Origin of the sequence: Streptomyces sp. NPDC047982, assembly GCF_043204165.1 — a bacterium.
Taxonomy (GTDB): Bacteria; Actinomycetota; Actinomycetes; order Streptomycetales; family Streptomycetaceae; genus Streptomyces.
In genome coordinates, this window is sequence record NZ_JBIDBS010000018.1 from 19,054 (window position 1) to 39,854 (window position 20,801).

The following is a 20,801-nucleotide window of genomic DNA, read 5'->3' on the forward strand; positions in this document are numbered from 1 at the left end:
GCCCCCCGCCTCCCGGCTTCCGGCTCCGGGTTCCTCGCCTCGCGGCCCCCGGCCCCGCCGCCCGGCTCGCGGGGATCCGGCGTACAACCGGTTCCGCCTCGGGCGGCTCGGAACGACCGGGATAGGCTGCCGCCGTCATCCCTCGTCGTTCCCCGTCATTCCTCGCCCTGGAGCCGGTCCATGAGGTCACACAGGCACCCGCCGAAGAGCGGCGATGCTCGTCACACCCCGCGGGGGCGGTCGTGATGACAGGAACGGGCACGGAGACTCCCTCCGGGGCGACGGGGGCGGCCGCGCCGGGCTCCTTCGTGCTCGGCGTGGACTCCGGCGGCTCCGGGCTGAGGGTGGCGCTGGGCACCGTGGACGCGCCCCGGGCCCTGGGCACCACGGTCTGCGGCGAACCGGTGCGGACCGGCCCGGAGGGAATCGACGCGGACCACCTTCTGGAGCAACTGCTGCCCGCAGCACGCCACTTGCTGGAGCAACAGGGAGCCCGTCCCGGCTCCGGGATCGCCGCGGTGGCGATCGGCGCCGCCGGGATGGCCACGCTCGGCGGGCAGCTGCGCGCCGAACTGCCCGGGGCCCTGGAACGCGCGCTCGGGGTACGGCTGCTCGCCCTCGCCGCCGACGCGGTGACCGCGTACGCCGGCGCGGTGGGGCAGCGTCCCGGAGCGGTCGTGGCGGCGGGCACGGGCCTGATCGCGCTGGGCACGGACCTGACGGACTGGCACCGCGCCGACGGCTGGGGGCACCTGCTGGGCGACAGCGGCGGCGGCGCCTGGATCGGGCGGGCCGGTCTCGACGCCGCCATGCGCGCGTACGACGGCCGTCGCGGCGGGTCCGCCGCGCTGCTGGCCCGGCTGGAGGCCGCCTTCGGGGCGGCGCCGGAACTCCCGGGGCTGCTGTATCCGCGCACGGACCGGCCGGCCGTGCTGGCCTCGTTCGCACCCGAGGTCGCCGCCTGCGCCGCTCACGATCCTGTGGCGGCGGGCATTCTGCGGGAGGCCGCCGGCCACATCGCGGCGGCGGCCGCGGCGGTCTGCCCGGAGAAGGGAACCGCCGGCGAACCCTGCGAAGTGGCCCTGACGGGCGGACTGTTCCGGATGGGCGATCCGCTGCTCGTCCCGCTGCGCGAGGAACTGTCCCGGCAGGTCCCACAGGCCCGGGCCGTCCCCGGTTCGGGTGATCCGCTGACCGGCGCCCTGTCCATCGCACGGGCGTCGGCCGACGGGGACCTGCGCCTGCCGCGCCATCCGACGCTCTTGTGCGTACGCGGCGACGGGCCTGCGCATCGACCCCCGTCAGGCACCGACAGAACGTGACGCTCAGCCGGTAAGCCTCTCATCGGATAAAAGCGGACAGATGGCGCCCGACTGGGCCCTCCCCGAACGGGGAGGCACTGGAAGCCAGTAGCATGCGGCGCCATGAGCACCCCCACTGGGCCCGCTTCCGGCCTGCCTGTACGAATGCCGCGACCTCGCCAGTCCGGACGGCACCGCCGCCCGGAGCCCGTGGTCGCACCCGACGGCGCCGCGGCGCTCGTTCTCGCCGTTCCCGGTGCCCCTTCCTCGGCCACGCGCGGCCTGGCCGAGGAAGTGATCAGCATCGCCCGTTCCGAGCTGCCCGGTCTGAACGCCCTGATCGGCTATCTCGACGGCGACGACACCGAGTTCCCCACGCTCTCGTCCGTCCTCGCCCAGAACGCCGCCGAGCGCGTCGCGCGCGTCGAGCAGGCACGGGCCGCGGGTGGCGAGGTCGCCGACCCCGAGGGCCCGTCGGCCGTCGTGGTACCGCTGCTCGCGGGGCCGGACAGCGCGCTGATCAGGCAGATACGGCAGGCCGTGATGGACAGTGGCACGCAGGTGGAGCTGACGGACGTGCTCGGCCCGCACCCGCTGCTCGCCGAGGCGCTCCACGTCCGTCTGTCCGAGGCCGGCCTGGCCCGCGCCGACCGCGCGCGGCTGTTCACCGTGGCGACGGCCGCCGACGGCATCGTGCTGGCCACGGTGGGCGGCGAGGAAGCCGTGCAGGCGGCCGGGATCACCGGAATGCTGCTCGCCGCCAGGCTGGCGGTCCCGGTGATGGCCGCGGCGCTCGACGTGGAGGGATCCGTCGCGTCGGTGGCCGAACAGCTGACGGGCTCGGGATCGGCTCAGCTCGCGCTGGCCCCCTACCTCGTCGGCCCCGAGGTGCCCGAGGGGCTGCTCGACATCGCCGCCAAGGAGGCGGGCTGCGCGGCGGCCGAGCCGCTCGGCGCCTACCCGGCGATCGGCAAGCTCGCGCTGTCGATGTACATGGCCGCGCTCGGCATCGCGCCGGCCGTGCCGCAGGGCGCCCCGGCCCGCTGAGCCGGTGCCGGGCGCGCCGCCCGGCGGGCTCGCCGTTCGTTCCCGACAGCCGGTCGGGCCCGGTTCCTTCGGGCCCGACCGGCCGTCGTGGTGCTCGGGACGTATCGGCGGCCGTCAGGCGAAGACCACGCACGACGCGGCGGGGACGTCCAGCGAGCCGGTACGGCGCGGGATACCGGTCGCCGCGTCGACGGCGAACCAACTGACGTTCCCCGACCGCTCGTTGGCCGCGTACAGCCATCGCCCGGTGGGGTGGAGCACGAGATCGCGCGGCCAGTGCCCGCCGCAGTCCACGGTCGTGACCGGGTTCGCCTTCTCACCGGTCGGATCGAGGGCGAGGACGGAGATGCTGTCGTGGCCCCTGTTCGCGGTCCAGAGGAACCGGCCGTCGTGCGAGACGACCACCTCGGACGGGTAGGTCACCAGGTCCTCGTCGCCCTCCTCCCCCTCGGGCAGCACGGCCGTCTCGGCGACCGGTTCCAAAACGCCCGCGGCAGCGTCCCACCGGCACACGGTGACGGTCGGTTCGAGTTCGTTGAGGACGTAGGCGTGGCCGCCGCCGGGGTGGAAGGCGAGATGGCGCGGCCCCGTGCCCGGCCGCAGGACCGTCTCGCCGTGCAGGCGCAGCGCGCCGGTCGCGGTGTCGAGGGCGCAGATCCGTACGGAGTCGGTTCCGAGGTCCACGCTGAGCACCCAGGCGCCCGAGGGATCGGGCAGCACCTGGTGGGCGTGCGGGGCCCGCTGGCGGGCCGAGTCCGGACCGCTGCCCTCGTGGCGGAGCACGGAGCCGACGGGTCCGACGGAGCCGTCCGGCCGCAGGGACAGGGCGGTCACGCTGCCGGAGCCGTAGTTGGCGGTGAGCAGATGACCGGCCGCGACGGCCAGATGGGTCGGGCCCTCGCCCTCCACGGACCGCAGTCCGCCGATCGGCCGCGGCACGTCACCGGTGAGGTCGAGGGCTGCTGCCGCGCCCCGCTCGGTCTCGCTGACCGCGTAGAGCACTCCGCCGCCCGGCCCCGGCCCGTCCCCGATGGCCAGGTACGAGGGGTCGGGGACGGCGTCCGTCGCGCCGAGGACGCTCAGTTCGCCGGTTCCGGCGTCCACGGCGACGGCGGTGATTCCCCGTCCGCCCGCCGAGGTGAACGATCCGATGTAGGCCCGCCGCCCCGCGCCGCCGCCCGTCGCACCGCTTGTCACCGCACTGCCCCTCTCCGCCGACGGACCGCGGCCGTGGGTGCCGCCGCGGTCTCTCCGGGGCGACGGTAGCAGTCGGCCGGTCAAGGTCTGGACCAGGGCCTCGGCGAGTGGTAGGTCCCGGCCGTACCGTGTCACGCGCCGATCAGTGGTGCTCCCGGCGCACTGCGCAGCGGCGCGGCGAGTTCGGCCAGCGCCCGCTCCAGGCCGTGCAGATGGGCGAGGGCGGGCTCGGCCGCGGTGACGTGCGACGGGACGCCGGGCACGTCCGCCCGCCGTGCCGGGTCACGGGCGGTCAGCGCCTCGACGGACGCCTCGACGCGCCAGCAGGCGGCGGCGAGGCGGGCGTCGTGGGACGCCTCCGGGTCGGCGGCGACGGAGGCCAGTGCGCGCACTTCCCGGGCGCACGCCTCCAGGAGCGTGAGGACCTGCCGGGCCCTGACCTTGCGGGTGCGCAGCGGGCTCAGCGGGTGCACCAGCGGTGCCAGTGACAGGCGGACCCGGCCGAGGAGCGCCTCCAGTTCGGCGATGCGGGGTGCGGGGTCGGCGGTCGCCGAGCCCGCCAGCCGCGCCGCGGCTTCCTCGGTGCAGGCGTGCACGCAGCGCAGGGCCCGCTGGATCCACGCGTCCGTCGTGGCGTGGGTGGTGACCGGCAGCACGAGGAGCACCGCGAGCGCGGCTGCGAGCACCCCGGCGGCGGTCTCCGTGAGCCGCAGCAGGAGCAGGGCGGGGTCGAGCACGCCGAGCAGTCCGTAGAGGGCCCCGGCCAGCACCGTCACGGACAGCATCATCCAGGTGTACGAGACCGCGGCGGTGTAGAAGATCCCGAAGACGCCGAGCGCGACGAGGAGGGCGCTCGGCACGGGGGCCCCGTGCAGCGGAACGACGACGACCAGTCCGACGGGGACGCCGATCAGGGTGCCGAGGACCCGGCGGAAGCCGCGTACCAGGGTCTCGCCGCGCGAGGCGGTGTTGACGAAGACCCACCAGGTGGCGCCGACGGCCCAGTACCAGCGCTGTTCGGACAGGAGCAGGCCCGCCGCGAGCGCGACCGCACCGCCGGCGACGGCCTGGACCGCCTGCCGTGTGGTCACCCTCGCCAGTCCCGAGCCGGTCACCGGGGCGGGTGCGGGGACGGCCGGCAGCCGTCGCTCGTAGCACCACAGCCCGAAGCGCACGGTCGAAGAGGCGAGCAGCGAGAGAGCGGTGGCGGTGTACAGCTCGGGGAGCTGCTCCGGCAGCGTGTGGAGGAACTGCGCGGTGAAGAAGGCCATGAACGCGAAAACGCCCAGCGAGTGGCCGCGCGGCCCCCACCGCCGCGCGTACACCCCGAGCCCCATGACGGCGAGGAACGCCGCGCCCCGTGCGACCGGGTGGTCGTGGAGCACGGCGGCGAGCGCGAGCACGGGGAAGCCCGCGACGGGCAGCAGGGCGGTGGTGAGGGCCTGGTCCCTGACGGTGGTGTCCAGCACGGTGAACAGCGCGAGCAGCGCGGCGAGTCCGCCCGTGATCGCCGCGACGAGCGAATGGCCCGCCAGTCCGCAGAGGGTGACGGCCGGGCCGACGCCGAGGACGGCCCTGAGCGCGCCGCGCAGCCGCAGCCGGCCCGGGTCCGGGGAAACGAACATCCTCTTCAGCACGTGGCTCCCGTTTCGTGCACCGGTTGCGCACACCGGCATGAAAAAGGCGCCGCGGAGGTCCGCAGCGCCATCGACGGGTACATCACAGCACCATGAAGACCTTGGCTCAACCGAAGGTCGCTTCACTGGGCCATTGGCTCAGTGAAGCGACCGTTGGGCCGTGCCAGGAGTAGGCCAACGGCCGGACGGGCACGGGACGCAACGAGGCTGCGGGACCGGTCCCCCGCGGGCGCGGTCAGGCCGTCGAGGGGTGTGCGGGTCAGGCCGGGCGGCCGGGGTCCGCGGGCCCGTCGGCGGGCCGTACCGGAAGGATCGCCGTCATTTCGTATCCGCCGTCGGGCGTGGGTCCGGTGGCGTATCGGCTCGATCCTCCGCCTCGCGATGCACGCGCCCCGGCCCCGCTCCCGCGTCCGCGCCGCCTGCTGCCGGGCTCTCCTCGACCGGCCGGCCGGGACGCACTTCCCGGACGACGGTGCTCCTCGCCCGAGGCCGGCCCGTCTCGTAGACATGGAACGCCGCCCGGCAGATCAGCAGGGCCACGGCGAACGCGGGCAGCCAGGCCAGGCGGGCCAGCACCCAGCCGGGGGTGTCGGGTGGGGTGTGCAGGCCGGGGAGGGGCTCGTCCAGCAGCAGGCCGGTGGCGGTGACCGCGATCATCGCCGTCTGGTGCCACAGGAATATCGTCATCGCGGAGAGGTTCGTCACCGCCACCGCCGCCCAGACCGCCGGGCGGCGCATCGCCCTGCGCAACGGCGCGAGGAGCAGCAGGGCCGCCCCGCACTGGGCGAGACCGAAGAGGACCGCGGCCAGGGTCGGCGGATTCAGGTTGGATGTCTCCTCGCCGGGCACGCCGACCATGGCCGGCGGGTAGCCGGCCCACAGCACGAGTGCGACGGCCGCGGCGGCTCCGCCGAGGAGCAGGGTCCACCCGGTCCTGCACCCGCTCAGATCGCCCCGGGCCCACGCAGCGCCCAGGCAGTACGGGACCAGCCAGCCCGCCACCACGTTGCCCCAGGCGTACGTGCCGGGCGCGTCCAGGCCGAACCGGTAGAGGTCGTTGATCAGGACGACGGCGAACGGCCAGAGCGGGTGCAGTCGCGTCACCAGCGGAGTCGCCGCCGTCAGCAGCGCGAAGACCGCCACGAACCAGAGCGGGGACCAGACGAGCCGACAGAGCGCGAACACGGTGTCCTGGTCGGCGCCCAGGGCGAGCATCGTTCCCACCGCGACGGCCCACACGAGCAGGACGACGACGACCGGGCGCAGCAGCCGGGTCAGCCGCCCGCCCAGCCATCGGCCGTGGCTCTCGCCGCGGGCCCGGGCGGAGGCAAGGCTCCTCGCGCCGACCAGCCCGCCGACCGCGAAGAAGACGGCGAGGGTCTGGAACACCCAGGACAGCGGGGCGAGTTCGGGCATGTACCGCAAAGGGCTCGCGCCGTGCAGGGTGCCGCTGTCGGCGACCGTCGCGGTCACCAGCCAGTGTCCGAGGACCACGCCGAGGATGGCGAGGGCGCGCAGGGCGTCGACGGCTCGGTCACGGTCGGCAGGGGTGGCGGAGTCGATCCGCCGGACGAGGTCACGCATGGCGCTCTCCCGCGGGCGCCGCGGCCGGGGCCGGGCCGGCCACGATCCCTGCGATGTTCTTCAGCGGTACGGAACCGCGGCTCAGGTAGTCGCTGTGTCCGCCGTCGCCCGCCTCGAAGATCCGGGCGCCGAACGCGGGCGAGACCGGGTCGGTGCCGAATCCGATGTCCGTGAAGGGGAGCCGGAGCCTCAGGTGCGGCACTTCGCCGATCCAGTCGTCGCCGCCGCGGCCCGCCCAGACGGTGGCTGGGGTACGCAGGTCCGCGGCCGTCGCGTAGCCGGTGCCGGGGCTTCCGTACAGGACGATGTCCCGGACCGGCAGGCCGTGCGCGGCCCTGGCGCAGACGACGGAGCCGTAGGAGTGGCACAGGAGGGTCGTGTTGGCCCCGGGTCTCAGCCCGCGCAGTTCGCCGACGAAGTCCCGTAACGCGGGCGCCGCTTGGGCGGCCCGGCCGGGGGTGAGCGCTGCCGGACTCACCGTGGCGGGGGTGCGGTAGCCGAGCCAGGCGACGACGGCCGTCCCCTCGCCGAGTTCCTGGTGGAGGGCCGAGCCGCCGTCGCGCAGCCGCCCGTAGTGGTCGAAGTCCATGCCCGCGCCGGGGACCAGTACGGCGATCCGCTCCGCGTGCGCCAGGTCGCCGAAGACCTCGGCACTGCGGCCGCCGTCGCGGCCGTCGAAGGTGAGGAAGCAGCGCCCGGGCTGCGCCATGGCGCGCAGCGCGGCGGCCCGTCGGCGGTCGCCGTGGGCGGCGGCGGCGCGCTCGGCGGCCCGGATGTCCGCGCGGGTCGCGGCGTAGCGCTCGGCGAGTGCCTCGGGGGCGGCGGTGCGCAGCGGGGCCTGTGCGCCCGGGGCGGGTGCCGGTACGGCCGCGGGTCCGGCGGCTCCCGCGACGGGCACCGCGACCGATGCGGCCACCAGTGCGGCGAGCAGGCCGCGGCGCAGGCGGGAGGTGCGCGGAGGGGACGGCATGACGGTGTTTCCTTCCGTACCGGACGGCCGGGGCGCCATCGGGTACCGAAGCTAGGGACGCGGCCTCGTAGTCGGCGTCCCGCCAGGGCGTGAAGCTCTCCCGTAGGTCCGGAGGACTACGGGTATGAGGGGGTCGGCCGCCCGGACCCTCCCGGTCTGTCCGGCAAGGGCGTTGACTGGTCATTGGTACAGTCGCGGCCGGATCGTCCTAGAGGAGGAGGCCGACGGACCATGGCGGTGGACGCCCTCGACACCCGCATCCTGCGACTGCTCATCGAGCAGCCGCGGACCAGTGTCCGTGAGTACGCGCGCATCCTCTCCGTCGCCCGGGGCACCCTCCAGGCCCGTATCGACCGGCTGGAGCGGACCGGCGTGATCACCGGTACGGGGCCGGTCCTCTCCCCTGCCGCGCTGGGCCACCCGGTGCTGGCATTCGTCCATCTGGAGGTCACCCAGGGGTACCTGGACGAGGTCGGTGAGGCACTGGCCTCGGTGCCGGAGATCGTCGAGGCGTTCTCGACCACGGGCGGCGGCGATCTGCTGGCCCGGGTGGTGGCCCGCGACAACGGGCATCTGGAAGACGTGATCCAGCGGCTGATCCGGCTGCCCGGCGTGGTGCGGACGCGGACCGAGGTGGCCCTGCGCGAACGGGTGCCGCACCGCCTGCTGCCGCTGGTCGAGTCGGTGGGCCGCGCGGCCACTGCGGGCCCGGCCGCTTCGACGGGCCGGGCGCCCGGCGTGCGCTGACGCCATGTCGGAAGAGCGCGGAACCAGTGCCCGGCGTGCGCTGACGCCGTATCGGAAGAGCGCGGAACCGCCCCGGCCGCGACACCGACCCCGGGGACCTGGTCGATCATCGACCCCCCGGCCCGTCCCGGAAGCCCGGCCGGGCGCCCCCGCCCGGGGCTCGAGCGGAGGACACCGCGGGGGCAAAACGGCCACCGGCAGCTCATGAGCCACCCACGCGCCGAAATCCACTGAAACGCGACGAACCCGCATGGGTCCGCGCGGACCGTACGGGCGGGGTGCGGGGCGTGCCGTCGCGGTCCGGCGGCCCGATATCCTGATCATGCCGCGCGCCCCCCACCTCGCCCCGATCACGGTCGGGTCGCGCCGTGGCAGTCGGAGCGGCCCACAATTCGAGAATGGTGCACAGGTGCTGGTAGCTGGTCGGTACCGCTTGACGTCCCTCATCGGCCGTGGCGGCATGGGTGAGGTATGGCGTGCCGAAGACGAAGTGCTCGGCCGCGCGGTGGCCGTGAAGCTGCTGCTGGGCGATCACGCGGACGAGTCCGCGACCGCCCGGTTCCGTCTGGAGGCCCAGACGGCGGCTCGTCTGAGCCACCCCCATCTGGTGGCCGTGTTCGACTTCGGGGCCTGGGAGAACCGCTTCTTCCTCGTGATGGAGCTCGTGGAGGGCAGGAGCCTGGGCGGTCTGCTCGCGGCCGAGAAGCGGCTCGGCGCCGAGCAGGTCGCCCGGATCGCCGGCCAGGCGGCCGCGGGGCTGGCCGCGGCCCACCGGCAGGGCATCGTGCACCGCGACATCAAGCCCGGGAACCTGATGCTGGACGCCGAAGGCTCCGTCAAGATCGGTGACTTCGGCATCGCCCAGTTCGTCGACGACCCGTCGGCCGCGCTGACCACCACGGGGCAGATCGTCGGCACCAGCCTCTACCTCGCTCCGGAGCGGGCCCTGGGCCGTACCGCCGAAGCGGCGTCCGACATGTACTCCCTCGGCTGCGTGATCTACCAACTGCTGCTGGGCGAGCCGCCGTTCCGCTCGGACACGGCGACCGCCACGCTCTACCAGCATGTCGACGCGGCGCCCGTGCCGCTCAGGCAGCGGGGCGTCGACGTGTCCCCGGCCTTCGACTCCTACCTGCTGGGGCTGCTCGCCAAGCAGCCCGAGGACCGGCCCACCGCCCAGCAGGTCGCCGACTGGTTCCAGGGCGACGCGTGGCGGGGCCGTCCGGAGCCCATGCCGTTGTACGGCACACCGCCCCCGGCGGCGCCGGGCGGTGTGCCGTACGCCTCGGCGCCCGCGCCCCGGTTCGACCCCGCCCCGGCGACGGCCGGCGCGCCGGACGCGGGCATGGCGACGTACCGCCTGCCGCAGACCGGGGGACACCGCCGTCGCCAGGCGGCCCCGCCCGCGCCCGCCCTGCGGTTCGGCAATACCCGGGCGGCGATCAGGCGTCGGCCCAGGGTGGCCAGCGCCATTGCCGGTACGGTCGCCTTCATCGCGGCCGTGTACCTGGGAATGAGCCTGTTCTCCCCGGACTCCGGCCCGGCGGACGCCCCGGACAGCGGTCCCACCGCGAACACCGGGCCCGAGAGCCCGGCGCCACCGGCCCAGGACGGCGGGGAAGACGGGGGCAACGAACAGGACTGAGGGCCGTCACGACCCCCGGCCCAGGCGAAGCGACATGACGCCCCGTCAGGTGAATGCGGCCTCCGCACGGTACCTCGTGCGAAGGCCGCGTACTCGGTCACCCGGTACTCCGCGTAGCCACGCGCGGCGCCCCTCCCGCGCCATGTCCATGGCTCATGGCGCGGGAGGACAGCGAGCACGTGCGCGTGCTGTCCCCGGTGCGCCGGGAGGGCGCTGCCGTCCCGCACGTCGTCCGGAACCGCGCCGCGCGTTGTGCGCAACGCCCTCCTCCCCACCGGTCGAACCGGGCGAGGCCGCATGAAGGAGCGGCTCGCCGGGCATACGACCGGTAATCCGAGTGGAGGTGGTGGCCGTGGGCCGCATCAGGATCGTCCGACGTCCGCAGCCACCGTCACGGCCGCGCCCCCTCGACCTGCGGACCCCGTCCGGCCGTCCCCTGCCGTACTGAGCCCGTGCCCGCGCGGCGCGGGCGCCTGCACCTCTCGGTCGGTTCGGTCAAGAAACGCCTCGACTCCGTCTTCGACAATCTCGGCCCGGCGCGTGCCGTCGGATGCAGCAGGCGTGTGCTGGCGATCCTGCGCCACCTGGAGTGGCCGAGCGAGCTGCGTCCGCGGCGTACGCGTCTTCCCCGCCCCCGTACGGCGGTTGACATCGCGTTGGACCGGTGCCGGACAGCGGGCCCGGTTCCGTGACGGCCGTCCCTGATCGATGATGGGGCCCAGCGCCGCCGTCCCCGGCACGGCACCGACCGACGCGGAATCAGGAAGAAGGGGTCCCCATGCGGGAAGCGACACCGGACCGGTCTCCGTCGGACGAGGGGCCCGTTCGTGGTCCGGACGAGGAGGCCCAGGTCATCGTGGTCGGGGCGGGGCCCGCGGGCTCATCGGCGGCCTTTCATCTGGCCCGGGCGGGAGTCGACGTCCTGCTCCTGGAGAAGTCCCGCTTTCCCCGGGAGAAGGTGTGCGGGGACGGCCTGACCCCGCGCGCGGTGCACCAGCTCATCAGGATGGGTGTCGACATCAAGGCTCCCGGATGGACGCGCTCACGCGGGATGCGCTGGGTCGCCGGGCACCACCGGGTGCTCATCGACTGGCCGTCGCTCGGGCGCTACCCGGACTTCGGACTGACCCGCAGCCGGCACGACTTCGACGACATCCTGGCCCGGCACGCCGTGACCGCCGGGGCCCGGCTGCGCTCCGGGGTGAAGGTGACCGGGCCGTCGACCGACCGGGCCGGGCGTGTCACGGGTGTCACCGCCACCACGACCGCGACGAAGGAATCCCTGGTGTTCCGCGCGCCGGTCGTGGTCGCCGCCGACGGCGCCTCGGCCCGCCTCGCGCTCGCCATGGGTCTGCAACGGGACGGGCGCAGGCACATCGCGACGGCAGCCCGCCGCTACTACCGCAGCCCGGAGCGCTCCCGGGAGGAGTACCTGGAACTGTGGGCCGATCTGCGTTTCCCGGGCAGCGACGACCATCTGCCGGGCTACGGCTGGATCTTCCCCATGGGCGACGGCCGGGTCAACGTCGGTCTCGGCGCGCTGCCCCACCGCAGGCGCGGCTCGGCCGATCTGCGCGCGGCTCTGGAGCGGTGGCTGGACCGCACCCCGCACGCGTGGGGCCTGCGCGAGGAGAACGCCGAGGGCCCCGTGCGGAGCGCGGCCCTTCCGCTGGGCTTCAACCGTCATCCGCTCTACACGCGCGGCCTCCTCCTCGTCGGCGATTGCGGGGGCATGATCAGCCCCTGGAACGGTGAGGGCATCGGGCAGGCCATGGAGGCGGGGGAGGTCGCGGCCGAGACCGCCGCACTCGCGCTCGCCCTCCCGCCGGGCCCCGGGAGGGAGCGGGTGCTGCGCGGCTACCCCGTCGAGATGAACCGTCGCTGGGGACGCTACTACCGGCTCGGCAACACGGCCGCCGACCTCGTCTTCAGCCGGTCGGGATTCCAGCCGGTCCTCAACCGGTACGTGATGGGGTCGCCGTTCCTGCTGAACACCCTCGCCCGGCTGCTGACCAACCTCACGGACCGGCCCTCCCGCGATCTGATCGACCATCTGCTCAACGGTGTCGTGCGCGTCGTCCCGGAACCGAGGGTACGGACCGGCCGCTGAGCCCGGGGGCGTGCCTGCCGGGCGTCGCGACGGGGCAAACGAGTTGCCGGGAGGGGCACCTAGTGCCGTGACCGGCAAGGTTTGCCCGGAAGGAGCGGCGTCCGGTGCGTGCGATCGCAAGGCGGCCGAATGCCCTCGTAGCGGGCTACGTGGGCTTTCGGCCAACGCCGCGAGCGTGCGTGCCGGGCGGTGCGACGGGGCAAACGTTGCCTGATGCGGCACTAGGACCGGCGGCGGGGCTTTCCGCGCCTGTTGCCGCCCTTGGCGCCGCCGGAGGTGCCGCGGCGGCTCTTTCCGGCCGTTTTGCCGACCGACTTGCCGGTCGCCCTGCCCGCGGCTCCACCGGCCGCGGGCTTGCGGCGCGCGCCGCCCGTGCCGGGGCTCTCGCCCTTCGACTGCGGCGGGGTCCTGGGGCGGCCCCGCGTGCTGTTGACGGTCCGCCCGCGGACGATCCCGATGAAGTCCTCCACCAGGTCCGTCGTCTCGTCCTCCGGCCACGACAGGGCGACCCGCGACTGGGGGGCGTCGGTCACCGTCCGGTAGGTGAGGTCCTTGCGGTGGTGGAGGCGGGCGAGCGACTGCGGGACGACGAGGAGCCCCACTCCGGCCGCCACCAGCTCGACGGCGTCCCCCGTCGTGTCGGGGCGCTCGATCGCCGGACGCCCCGGCGGGCGCTCCCATTCGAGGGTGTCGTCGAGCGGGTGCAGCACGATGTCGTCGGCGAGGTCCTCCGCGGACACCTCGTCGGCCGCCGCGACGACATGGTCCTTCGGCACCACGACGACCGTCGTCTCGGTGTAGAGCGGGATCGCGCTGAGCCCCGTCCGGTCGGTCGGCAGCCGCAGCAGCCCCGCGTCGGCGCCGCCGCCCCGCAGCATGCCGGCGGCCTCGGCGGCCGGCACCGCGACGAGGGTCAGCGGGACGTCGGGCAGCCGCTCGTTCCAGATCCGCACCCACTTGGCGGGCGTCACCCCCGGGACATAGGCGAGCCGGAACACGGGGGTTTCTTCGGAGCTGGTCACGCCGCAAGGCTACCGGCCCTGGTCGGACGCGGTGCGCACGCTCGATACCCTGGACACCATGACGTCGCACAAGAGCGCCCAGACGATGAAGCCCGCGACCGCGGCGAAGAAGCTGGGCGTGTACCTCGAGGCCACCCCCGCCGAGTTCCGGGAGGGTGCCGTCTCCCGCACCGCACTGAACGCGCTGCAGTCCGATCCGCCCGAGTGGCTCCGCGAGCTGCGACGCAACGGCCCCCACCCCCGCCCCGTGGTGGCGGCGAAGCTGGGTGTCTCCATCTCGGGCCTCGCCCGCGGCGGGATCACGGACGCGCTCACCACGGAGCAGATCGAGGAACTGAAGAAGGAGAACCCCGACTGGCTCCAGCGGGAGCGCGCCACCCAGGCGGAGGTCCGGAAGGAAGCGGTCCGCATCAAGGAGATGAAGGCGCAGAAGGAGCAGCGCGCGGAACACGTCGGGCGGAGCGCCGACCCGCGCGACTGACTCCCGGCGCGCGCCGGGCCGCGGGGGCTGTCGGACGTCCGGGAGAGCTCGGCGATCAGGCGTGTGGTGAGGTCGGCGAGAGAGGGGCCTCGCCGGACGCCACCACCCGTACGGCGTGGGCGAGTTCCGTGGCCGAGGCGTCCTTGAACAGGAACCCGGAGGCGCCGGCCGCAGCGGCTCGTACACGTACTCGTCCAGGTCGAGCGTGGTCAGGACGAGCACCCTGGTGGTGGCGGACGAGGCGGTGACGCGCGTCGCCTCGACGCCGCCGAGCGGCACCCGTCGCCGCGCGCCCCTCGACAGTCAAAGGACCCCGGTCCCCCTCGGCACCGCCGGCCCCTCGGCCGTCGGAGGACTTCGGTCTCCGTCGACACCGCGCCCCGCTCAGCGCCCGGCGAGCTCCCGCGCGGTCCACGCGATGTGGGTGCGGGAGATGCCGGCCGCGTCGAGGAGTTCGGCACTGGTTCCGGAACCGGGCAGGTCGCGTACGGCGAGATGGGCGACCACCGGGGTCAGGCGTTGCGCGACGAGGGCGGACAGCACGGCCTCGCCGATGCCTCCCTCGGGGTGGTGGTCCTCCACGACGACCAACGCGCCGGTCTCCCGGGCGGCGCGGGCGAGCGTGTCGAGGTCGACCGGCTTGACGGAGTACAGGTCGACGACGCGCGCGGGGACGCCGTCGGCGGCCAGCGCGTCCGCCGCCGCGAGGCACTCGTGGAGGGTGACGCCCGCGCCGACGAGCGTGACCCGGTCGTCGTGGCCGGAACGCAGGGTCTTGGAACCGCCGACGGGGAAGGTCTCGTCGGGCGCGTAGAGGACGGGGTAGGCGCCCCGGGTGGTCCGCAGGTAGGAGATGCCGTCCAGGTAGGCCATGGCGGCGGTCAGGGCGGCGGTGGACGTGGCATCGGCGGGGTAGAGCACGGTGGAGCCATGGACCGCGCGCATCATGGCGAGATCCTCCAGGCCCATCTGGGAGGGCCCGTCGGCACCGATCTCGACACCGCAGTGGGTTCCGCACAGGCTCATGGAGATCCCGGAGACGGCCGCCATGCGGATGAAGTCGTGGGCCCGGGTGAGGAAGGCGGCGAAGGTGGTGGCGTAGGGGCGGTAGCCTCGTGCGGCCATGCCGACCGCCGAGGCGATCATCTGCTGTTCGGCGATGTAGATCTGGAAGTACCGCTCGGGGTGCTCCTTGCCGAAGTCCTCCGCGTGGGTGGAATTGCCCACCTCGGCGTCCAGGGCCACGATGTCGGGCCGGGCGCCGATCGCCGCGAGCGCCTTGCCGAAGGCGACGCGGGTGGCGACGGTGTCGCCGGCCCGGAACTGCGGCAGCACGACCGGCACGGGGGCGGGCCGGACGACCGCGGGGGCCTCGGGCGGCCGGAGACCACGCACGCCGAGGTGGCGTACGCCGCCGAGTTCGGCGACGGCGCGTGCGGCGAGGTCGCCGGGCAGGGCCTTGCCGTGCCAGCCCTCGGCGTCCGCGATCTCGAAGACGCCCTGCCCCTTGACGGTGCGAGCCACGACGACGGTGGGGGCCTGCCCGTCGCGCGCGGTGGTCAGGGCCTCGTCGACGGCCGCGAGGTCGTGGCCGTCGACGACGAGGGCGCGACAGCCGAACGCCTCGGCGCGGCGGGCATAGGCGCCGGTGTCCCAGCCCAGCTCCGTGGGACCGCGCTGGCCGAGGCGGTTGACGTCGATGATCGCGGCGAAGTTGGCCAGACGGTGGCGGCCCGCCTTGTCCAGGGCCTCCCACACCGAGCCCTCGGTCATCTCGCTGTCGCCGCACAGCACCCACACGTGGTACGGCTCGTGCTCCAGGTCCCGTCCGGCGAGCGCGATGCCGACCCCGTACGCGATGCCCTGGCCCAGGGAACCGGTGGCCGCGTCCACCCAGGGCAGCACCGGGGTGGGGTGGCCCTGGAGGCGGGCACCGGCGCGACGGTACGTGGTCATCAGCTCCTCCTCGCCGATCGCGCCGGCGGCGAGGAACATCGCGTACAGGAGGGGTGAGGCGTGCCCCTTGGAGAAGATCAGGTGGTCGTTGGCGGGGTTGCGCGGGTGCTGCCAGTCGTAGCGCAGATGGCGCGTCATGAGGACGGCCATCAGGTCGGCGGCGGACAGGCTGGAGGTCGGATGCCCGGAACCGGCGGAGGTGCTGGCCCGGACGGAGTCCACGCGCAGTTGCTGGGCCAGTTCGAAGACCTCGTCCAGGCCGCTGTCGGGTCCGAGGGCGGTGCGGGTGTTCTCGGCCGTCATCACGGCCTCCTCTCGTTCCTGTCCCCCGCTTCCTGTCCCCTGCTCCTCCCCTGCTCCCGTTTCGCGCCCTTCGAACCGGAGGGTCCTGTTCCGCGTTCCCGGGCGGTCCTGTTCCGCGTTCCCGGGTGCCCCGCCCGTGGCCGTCGACGCGTGGCCAGGGGGCGGGGCACGGCACCGTGCCACTTGCCGACCGTATGTCCCGGGCGCGCGGCCCGCGATTCAGGTGCGGGCCGGTCCGACGGTGCGGTCCAGCAGGTCCAGCAGCGCGGTCCAGTGGCGTTCGTCCGCGGCGTGGTCGTACGCGGCGGTGTCCGCCTGGGTGAATCCGTGCCGTGCCCCGGCGTAGACCTCACCCCGGTGGCGCACGCCCGCCGCGGTCAGGGCCTCGTCGAGACGGGCGATCTGTTCGGGCGGCAGCGCGGGGTCCTGGTCGGCGTGGCCGAAGTACAGCTCCGCGGTGATCCGGTCGGCGAGCAGGTGGGGGCTGTCGGCGGATTCGGTGGCCAGCCGCCCGCCGTGGAAACCCGCGGCGGCCGCGATCCGGTCCGGGTACGTTCCCGCGGTACGCAGCGCGAGGCCGGCGCCCATGCAGTACCCCGTGACGGCGACCGGTCCGTCGGCGGCCGCGGGGCAGTCCGACAGCCAGGTCAGGTAGGCGTCCGCGTCGCGCATCGCCAGGTCGGGGGTGAGCGACCGCATGATCGGACCGAGGCGCTCGAAGATCTCCGGGCGCGCGGCCGGATCGATGAAGTCGGGCAGTTCGGTCACCGGGGCCCGGCCGTGCCGGTGGAAGACATTGGGGACCAGGACGGTGTACCCGGCACCGGCGAGACGGTCGGCCATCCTCCTCAGCTGGGGGCGGAGCCCGAAGGCGTCCATGTAGAGGAGGACCGCGGGATGCGGTCTTCCGTCGTCCGGGTGGACCAGACAGGCGTCGGCGACGCCGTCCTGCGTGGCGATGTCCACGGACGTGCCGTGCACGGCGGTCATGGGTGGGTTCCCTTCACTTCTCGCTTGTGGTGGCTCTTCGCGTCGTTTCCCGCTCGCGGCGGTTCGCCCGCTCGGGGCGCGGGCCGGCGCGTGGGGTCGCCGGGGCGAGAGGTGGCCGGCGCCCCGGCGGGCGCCGACGGCGCCGACCATGTCACGGGCGCTGCTCCGGCCCCCCGACTCGGTATCGTCGTTCGGCAGCCTCGGTCGAAGCACAGTACTCGGGCGGACAGCAGGTGCGGTTTCCGGCAGGGGACCAGGACGGTGAAGGGTTCGGAACCCCGATGACAGACAACTCCGACATGATCGAATTCGTTCGGGCGCGTCTTGCCGAGGAGGAGCAGATCGCGCAGGCGGCGGGCGGGGACAGCTGGCGCTGCCCGTCCGGGGCGTCCGGGGAGGTCCACGACCGGACCGGCGCCATCACGTTCAGCCTGCGCGGTCACGGTTTCGATCAGCACATCGCCCTCCAGGACCCGGCGCGCACACGCCGTCGCATCGAGACGAGCAGGGTGCTCCTCAACGAGTACGCGGAGGTCGCCGACAAGGACACCGACCGTCCCGCGTACGACTTCTCGTCCGGTCGCGCGGTCGGTCTCGGTTTCGCCGTGCGGCAACTGGCCGCGGAACACGCGGGCCATCCCGACTACCGGGCGAAGTGGCTGCCGCGCTTCATCCATTAGCGCGGCGCGGCTTCCGTCCCCGGACCGGATCCACCGCGTCGCCGGGTGCTCGATCGGCGGCAGCGCGGGTATACATCTCCTGTCGTCACCGGCCCGGGGACTGCACCCGAGGGAGCGATGCCCATGGAACGGACCACGTGCTGTGTGGTGGGCGGCGGCCCCGCCGGAATGGTCCTCGGACTGCTGCTGGCCCGGGCGGGGGTGGCGGTCACGGTCCTGGAGAAGCACGGCGACTTCCTGCGCGACTTCCGTGGCGACACCGTGCACCCGTCCACCCTGGGGCTGCTGGAGGACCTGGGGCTGGCCGGGCGGTTCTCCCGGCTGCCGCAGCGGCGGGTGACGAAGGTCCAGGTGCCCATCGGCCCGAACCGTTCGCTGGTCACCGTCGGCGACATCGGCGCGTTGCGCGGCCCGTACAACTACATCGCGATGGTGCCCCAGTGGGATCTGCTGAACCTCCTCGTGGACGAAGCCGGGCGGGAGCCGTCCTTCTCCCTGCGGATGAACACCGAGGCGATCGCGTTCCTGAGGGAGCGCACCGGCGCGCCCCGCGGCCGGCCGAGGCCACGAGATCCGGGGCGGGTCACCGGGGTGCGCTACCGCACGTCCGACGGCCGCGTCGGCGAGCTGCGCGCCACCCTCACCGTGGCCTGCGACGGCCGGTTCTCACTGGCCCGGTCCTTGCCCGAGCTGGGGCTGCGGAGCTTCGCCTGCCCGATGGACGCCTGGTGGTTCAGGCTGCCGCGTCGCGACGGCGACCCGCACGGGCTCGTGGGAGGCGTCGGCGACCGGTTCTTCAGCGCCATGATCGACCGCGGGGACTACTGGCAGTGCGCCACGCTGATCCAGAAGGGGACCGACGCCCGGCGCCGCGCCGCCGGCCTCGACCGGTTCATGGACGAGTTCGCGGCCGGCGTCCCCTGGCTCGCGGACCGTGTGCACACACTCGGCTCGTGGGACGACGTGAAACTGCTCGATGTACGGCTCGACCGCCTGCGGCGCTGGCACCGCCCGGGACTCCTGTGCATCGGCGACGCCGCGCACGCGATGTCACCGGTGTTCGGCATCGGCATCAACCTCGCCGTCGAGGACGCGGTGGCCGCCGCCCGTTATCTCGTCGGGCCGCTGCGCGAGGGCACGGTCGGCCTGCGGACCGTACGCCGTGTCCAGCGCCGCCGCCTGCCGACGACCGCCGCCACGCAGGCCCTCCAGCGCTTCGCGCACAGGAACGTCATCGAACCGGTCCTCTCGGGCCGCCCGGCGTTCGGCGACGCGCGGCGCGCCCGGCGGCTGAGCAGGCTCGTCACGACCTCGCGGCGGCTGAACCGCCTGCCGGCGTACTTCTTCGCCTACGGTGCCCTGCGCGAGCGCCCGCCCGCCACTTCGGTGCGCGGACCGCTGACCGCTGACCGCTGACCGCGAACCGGACACGGGCCCGGGCGCCGGGCGCCGGCGGGACGCGCACCGCCTCCGACGCGCGCCGTCCGGTACCCCCGGTGTCGAGCACGCGAAGGTGTCGCGCGCAGGTGCCGGGCCCACGGTGGTACCGGACCCACGGGGGTGAGAGGCGCGAAGACGTATCGGGCGCGAAGACGTATCGGGCGCGAAGACGTCAGGCACGCGCCTTGCGGGCCGACATCCAGGCGTGGACGAGCACTCCCACGAAGAGGAACAGCACACCCTGATAGACGGCGGCGTAGCCGGAGCCCGCGAGGAGCCACATGGAGAAACCGAAGGCGGCCAGGGCGAGCGCGGCGTCGCGGGCGAGGCGGGCCGGGCGGACCCGGTCACGCCGCCCCGAGGCGAGAAAGTACAGCTGGGCCGCCGTCGCCAGGAGATACGGGACGGTCGCGGTGAAGGTCGTGACCAGCACCAGGATCTCGAACACCCGGGCCGTCCCGGCCATGTAGTTGTAGACGGTCAGCAGCGAGGCGAGCACGACCGCGACGAGCACGCCGAAGGTGGGCACACCTCTCCGCTTCACCACGAAGCGGTCGGGGAACAGTCCGTCGCGGGCGGCGGCGTACGCCGTCTGGGCGCTGAGCAGCGTCCAGCCGTTGAGCGCGCCCACCATCGACACGAGCGCCGCGCAGGCGACCGCCGCGCCGCCCCAGGTACCGCCGAACATGGCGTCGACGGCGTCGGTGAAGGGTGCCTTCGACGTGAGCAGCTCGTCGTGCGCCACGGTGCCGAAGACGGCGAGCGTGCCCAGCAGGTACACCAGCGCCGCGCCGAGCGTGCCGAGGACGGTCGCTCGCCCCACGTTGCGTCGCGGGTCACGCACCTCCCCCGCGCTGACCGCCGCCGATTCGACGCCGAGATAGCTGAAGAGCAGGATCGCGGCGGACGCGGAGACCGCGCCGATGGCACCGCCGTCCGTGGCCTGGAAGGGACCGAGGTTGTCCGCGTCGAAGAAGAACATCCCGCCGACGGCGACCAGCAGCAGGGGCACGAACTTCAGCACGGTGGAGACGAGCTGCACCGCGCCCACGTAACGGGTCCCGGCGAGGTTGGCGAGAGCGGGCACCCACTGCACCACGAGTGCGCCGGTCATCATCAGCCATGGCGAACCGTGCAGGGGCAGCAGCACGTCCAGGTAACCCACGGCGGTGACGGCGAGCGCCGCGTTGCTCACCCAGGAGGTGATCCAGTACGACCAGGCGGCCAGGAAACCCGCGAAGTCGCCGAATGCCTCGCGTACGTAGACGTACGGCCCGCCGGTGCGCGGGGCGCGCCGCGCGAGCCGCCCGAAGACGAGCGCGAGCGCGATGGCGCCGAGCGTGAGCACTCCGAAGGCGACGAGGCTGATCGTGCCGTACGGGGCGACGGACGCGGGGAGCAGGAAGATCCCGCCGCCGATGATGTTGCCCATGACCAGCGCGGTGGCCACCGGAAGCCCGAAGCGCCTGGCGTGTCTGCTGCCTGCTTCCTCGCGTTCCGGTGACTGCGAGGACTTCGGCGAGTCCGGGAGGGCCGGGACAGCCCCCGGGGACGAAAGGCGCCCCGTCCGGACGGGGGCGGGGCCCTCCTTCGGGGCCGGAGCCGATGGTGGAACGGTTCCGGTGTCGCGCATGGGGTGGTGTGCCTTTCCTGGTTCTGGGATGCCGTCGCCCGCTTCCGCGGGGCGGCGC

Annotated in this window: 16 protein-coding genes and 1 pseudogene; 8 read left to right on the forward strand and 9 right to left on the reverse strand. The window is 74.0% G+C overall.

Annotation, left to right across the window (positions count from 1 at the left end; genetic code table 11):
- Positions 1-245: 245 nt before the first annotated feature.
- Together ACGF2V_RS21965 and ACGF2V_RS21970 are read left to right on the forward strand one after the other, a co-directional pair.
- On the forward strand, positions 246-1,322 hold the full coding sequence (locus ACGF2V_RS21965) for a BadF/BadG/BcrA/BcrD ATPase family protein (protein WP_362707847.1): 1,077 nt from the start codon (positions 246-248) through the stop codon (positions 1,320-1,322).
- 102 nt (positions 1,323-1,424) lie between these two features.
- Entirely contained in the window at positions 1,425-2,348 is a 924-nt protein-coding gene (locus ACGF2V_RS21970) for a hypothetical protein (RefSeq protein ID WP_362620185.1), read from the forward strand.
- 114 nt (positions 2,349-2,462) lie between these two features.
- On the opposite strand, the gene ACGF2V_RS21975 is transcribed toward ACGF2V_RS21970, so the two are convergent.
- The 4 genes from ACGF2V_RS21975 to ACGF2V_RS21990 all read right to left on the reverse strand — a co-directional run bounded on the left by ACGF2V_RS21975 (position 2,463) and on the right by ACGF2V_RS21990 (position 7,736).
- Positions 2,463-3,545 (reverse strand): lactonase family protein, encoded by a 1,083-nt coding sequence (locus ACGF2V_RS21975; RefSeq protein ID WP_362707845.1) that lies wholly within the window; start codon positions 3,543-3,545, stop codon positions 2,463-2,465.
- A 131-nt stretch (positions 3,546-3,676) separates the two neighbouring features.
- Positions 3,677-5,182, reverse strand: coding sequence for an FUSC family protein (locus ACGF2V_RS21980; protein ID WP_362707843.1), 1,506 nt, complete (start codon positions 5,180-5,182; stop codon positions 3,677-3,679).
- Between the two features lie 318 nt (positions 5,183-5,500).
- Complete coding sequence (locus ACGF2V_RS21985; RefSeq protein ID WP_362707840.1) at positions 5,501-6,766, reverse strand: acyltransferase; 1,266 nt, start codon at positions 6,764-6,766, stop codon at positions 5,501-5,503.
- Positions 6,759-7,736 (reverse strand): alpha/beta hydrolase, encoded by a 978-nt coding sequence (locus ACGF2V_RS21990; protein WP_362707837.1) that lies wholly within the window; start codon positions 7,734-7,736, stop codon positions 6,759-6,761. The genes ACGF2V_RS21985 and ACGF2V_RS21990 overlap by 8 nt, the downstream gene beginning before the upstream one ends.
- Positions 7,737-7,967: 231 nt before the next feature.
- Between ACGF2V_RS21990 and ACGF2V_RS21995 the strand changes: the two genes are divergently transcribed.
- The 3 genes from ACGF2V_RS21995 to ACGF2V_RS22005 all read left to right on the forward strand — a co-directional run bounded on the left by ACGF2V_RS21995 (position 7,968) and on the right by ACGF2V_RS22005 (position 12,238).
- Entirely contained in the window at positions 7,968-8,483 is a 516-nt protein-coding gene (locus ACGF2V_RS21995) for an Lrp/AsnC family transcriptional regulator (RefSeq protein ID WP_362620175.1), read from the forward strand.
- Positions 8,484-8,943: 460 nt separating this feature from the next.
- Positions 8,944-10,128, forward strand: a complete 1,185-nt coding sequence (locus ACGF2V_RS22000; RefSeq protein ID WP_362707887.1) for a protein kinase — start codon at positions 8,944-8,946, stop codon at positions 10,126-10,128.
- Positions 10,129-10,906: 778 nt separating this feature from the next.
- Entirely contained in the window at positions 10,907-12,238 is a 1,332-nt protein-coding gene (locus ACGF2V_RS22005; protein ID WP_362707834.1) for a geranylgeranyl reductase family protein, read from the forward strand.
- A gap of 221 nt (positions 12,239-12,459) precedes the next feature.
- Here the strand turns inward: ACGF2V_RS22005 and ACGF2V_RS22010 are convergent, their stop codons facing one another.
- Entirely contained in the window at positions 12,460-13,260 is an 801-nt protein-coding gene (locus tag ACGF2V_RS22010) for a LysR substrate-binding domain-containing protein (protein ID WP_362620171.1), read from the reverse strand.
- A gap of 58 nt (positions 13,261-13,318) precedes the next feature.
- Between ACGF2V_RS22010 and ACGF2V_RS22015 the strand changes: the two genes are divergently transcribed.
- Positions 13,319-13,741 (forward strand): DUF5997 family protein, encoded by a 423-nt coding sequence (locus tag ACGF2V_RS22015; RefSeq protein ID WP_362707832.1) that lies wholly within the window; start codon positions 13,319-13,321, stop codon positions 13,739-13,741.
- Positions 13,742-13,749: 8 nt separating this feature from the next.
- Here ACGF2V_RS22015 and ACGF2V_RS22020 read toward each other — a convergent pair.
- From ACGF2V_RS22020 to ACGF2V_RS22030, 3 genes and pseudogenes are all read right to left on the reverse strand, one after another.
- Positions 13,750-14,023 (reverse strand): annotated as a pseudogene (locus ACGF2V_RS22020) (DNA-binding response regulator); the annotation flags it as partial.
- Positions 14,024-14,125: 102 nt separating this feature from the next.
- The gene (locus tag ACGF2V_RS22025) at positions 14,126-16,000 is read right to left on the reverse strand and encodes a transketolase (protein WP_362707830.1); all 1,875 of its coding nucleotides are present in this window, start codon (positions 15,998-16,000) and stop codon (positions 14,126-14,128) included.
- A gap of 219 nt (positions 16,001-16,219) precedes the next feature.
- A complete protein-coding gene (locus ACGF2V_RS22030) occupies positions 16,220-16,990 on the reverse strand; it encodes a dienelactone hydrolase family protein (protein WP_362620165.1) in 771 nt (256 codons plus the stop codon).
- Positions 16,991-17,271: 281 nt separating this feature from the next.
- Here ACGF2V_RS22030 and ACGF2V_RS22035 point away from each other — a divergent pair, with 281 nt between their 5' ends.
- Together ACGF2V_RS22035 and ACGF2V_RS22040 are read left to right on the forward strand one after the other, a co-directional pair.
- A complete protein-coding gene (locus ACGF2V_RS22035) occupies positions 17,272-17,670 on the forward strand; it encodes a DUF6221 family protein (protein WP_362620164.1) in 399 nt (132 codons plus the stop codon).
- Positions 17,671-17,793: 123 nt separating this feature from the next.
- Positions 17,794-19,086: an FAD-dependent oxidoreductase gene (locus ACGF2V_RS22040; RefSeq protein ID WP_362707828.1), complete on the forward strand. Its 1,293-nt coding sequence runs from the start codon at positions 17,794-17,796 to the stop codon at positions 19,084-19,086.
- Between the two features lie 196 nt (positions 19,087-19,282).
- Here the strand turns inward: ACGF2V_RS22040 and ACGF2V_RS22045 are convergent, their stop codons facing one another.
- Complete coding sequence (locus ACGF2V_RS22045; protein WP_362707825.1) at positions 19,283-20,743, reverse strand: amino acid permease; 1,461 nt, start codon at positions 20,741-20,743, stop codon at positions 19,283-19,285.
- Between the last annotated feature and the right edge of the window lie 58 nt (positions 20,744-20,801).

Excerpts from the sequence above, each read along its gene's own strand:
- ACGF2V_RS22030 (WP_362620165.1), bottom strand. The coding sequence starts at position 16,990 with ATGACCGCCGTGCACGGCACGTCCGTGGACATCGCCACGCAGGACGGC.
- ACGF2V_RS22025 (WP_362707830.1), bottom strand. The coding sequence starts at position 16,000 with ATGACGGCCGAGAACACCCGCACCGCCCTCGGACCCGACAGCGGCCTG.
- ACGF2V_RS22015 (WP_362707832.1), top strand. The coding sequence starts at position 13,319 with ATGACGTCGCACAAGAGCGCCCAGACGATGAAGCCCGCGACCGCGGCG.
- ACGF2V_RS22005 (WP_362707834.1), top strand. The coding sequence starts at position 10,907 with ATGCGGGAAGCGACACCGGACCGGTCTCCGTCGGACGAGGGGCCCGTT.
- ACGF2V_RS21990 (WP_362707837.1), bottom strand. The coding sequence starts at position 7,736 with ATGCCGTCCCCTCCGCGCACCTCCCGCCTGCGCCGCGGCCTGCTCGCC.
- ACGF2V_RS21970 (WP_362620185.1), top strand. The coding sequence starts at position 1,425 with ATGAGCACCCCCACTGGGCCCGCTTCCGGCCTGCCTGTACGAATGCCG.
- ACGF2V_RS21995 (WP_362620175.1), top strand. The coding sequence starts at position 7,968 with ATGGCGGTGGACGCCCTCGACACCCGCATCCTGCGACTGCTCATCGAG.
- ACGF2V_RS22000 (WP_362707887.1), top strand. The coding sequence starts at position 8,944 with ATGGGTGAGGTATGGCGTGCCGAAGACGAAGTGCTCGGCCGCGCGGTG.
- ACGF2V_RS21985 (WP_362707840.1), bottom strand. The coding sequence starts at position 6,766 with ATGCGTGACCTCGTCCGGCGGATCGACTCCGCCACCCCTGCCGACCGT.
- ACGF2V_RS21965 (WP_362707847.1), top strand. The coding sequence starts at position 246 with ATGACAGGAACGGGCACGGAGACTCCCTCCGGGGCGACGGGGGCGGCC.
- ACGF2V_RS22045 (WP_362707825.1), bottom strand. The coding sequence starts at position 20,743 with ATGCGCGACACCGGAACCGTTCCACCATCGGCTCCGGCCCCGAAGGAG.
- ACGF2V_RS22035 (WP_362620164.1), top strand. The coding sequence starts at position 17,272 with ATGACAGACAACTCCGACATGATCGAATTCGTTCGGGCGCGTCTTGCC.
- ACGF2V_RS22040 (WP_362707828.1), top strand. The coding sequence starts at position 17,794 with ATGGAACGGACCACGTGCTGTGTGGTGGGCGGCGGCCCCGCCGGAATG.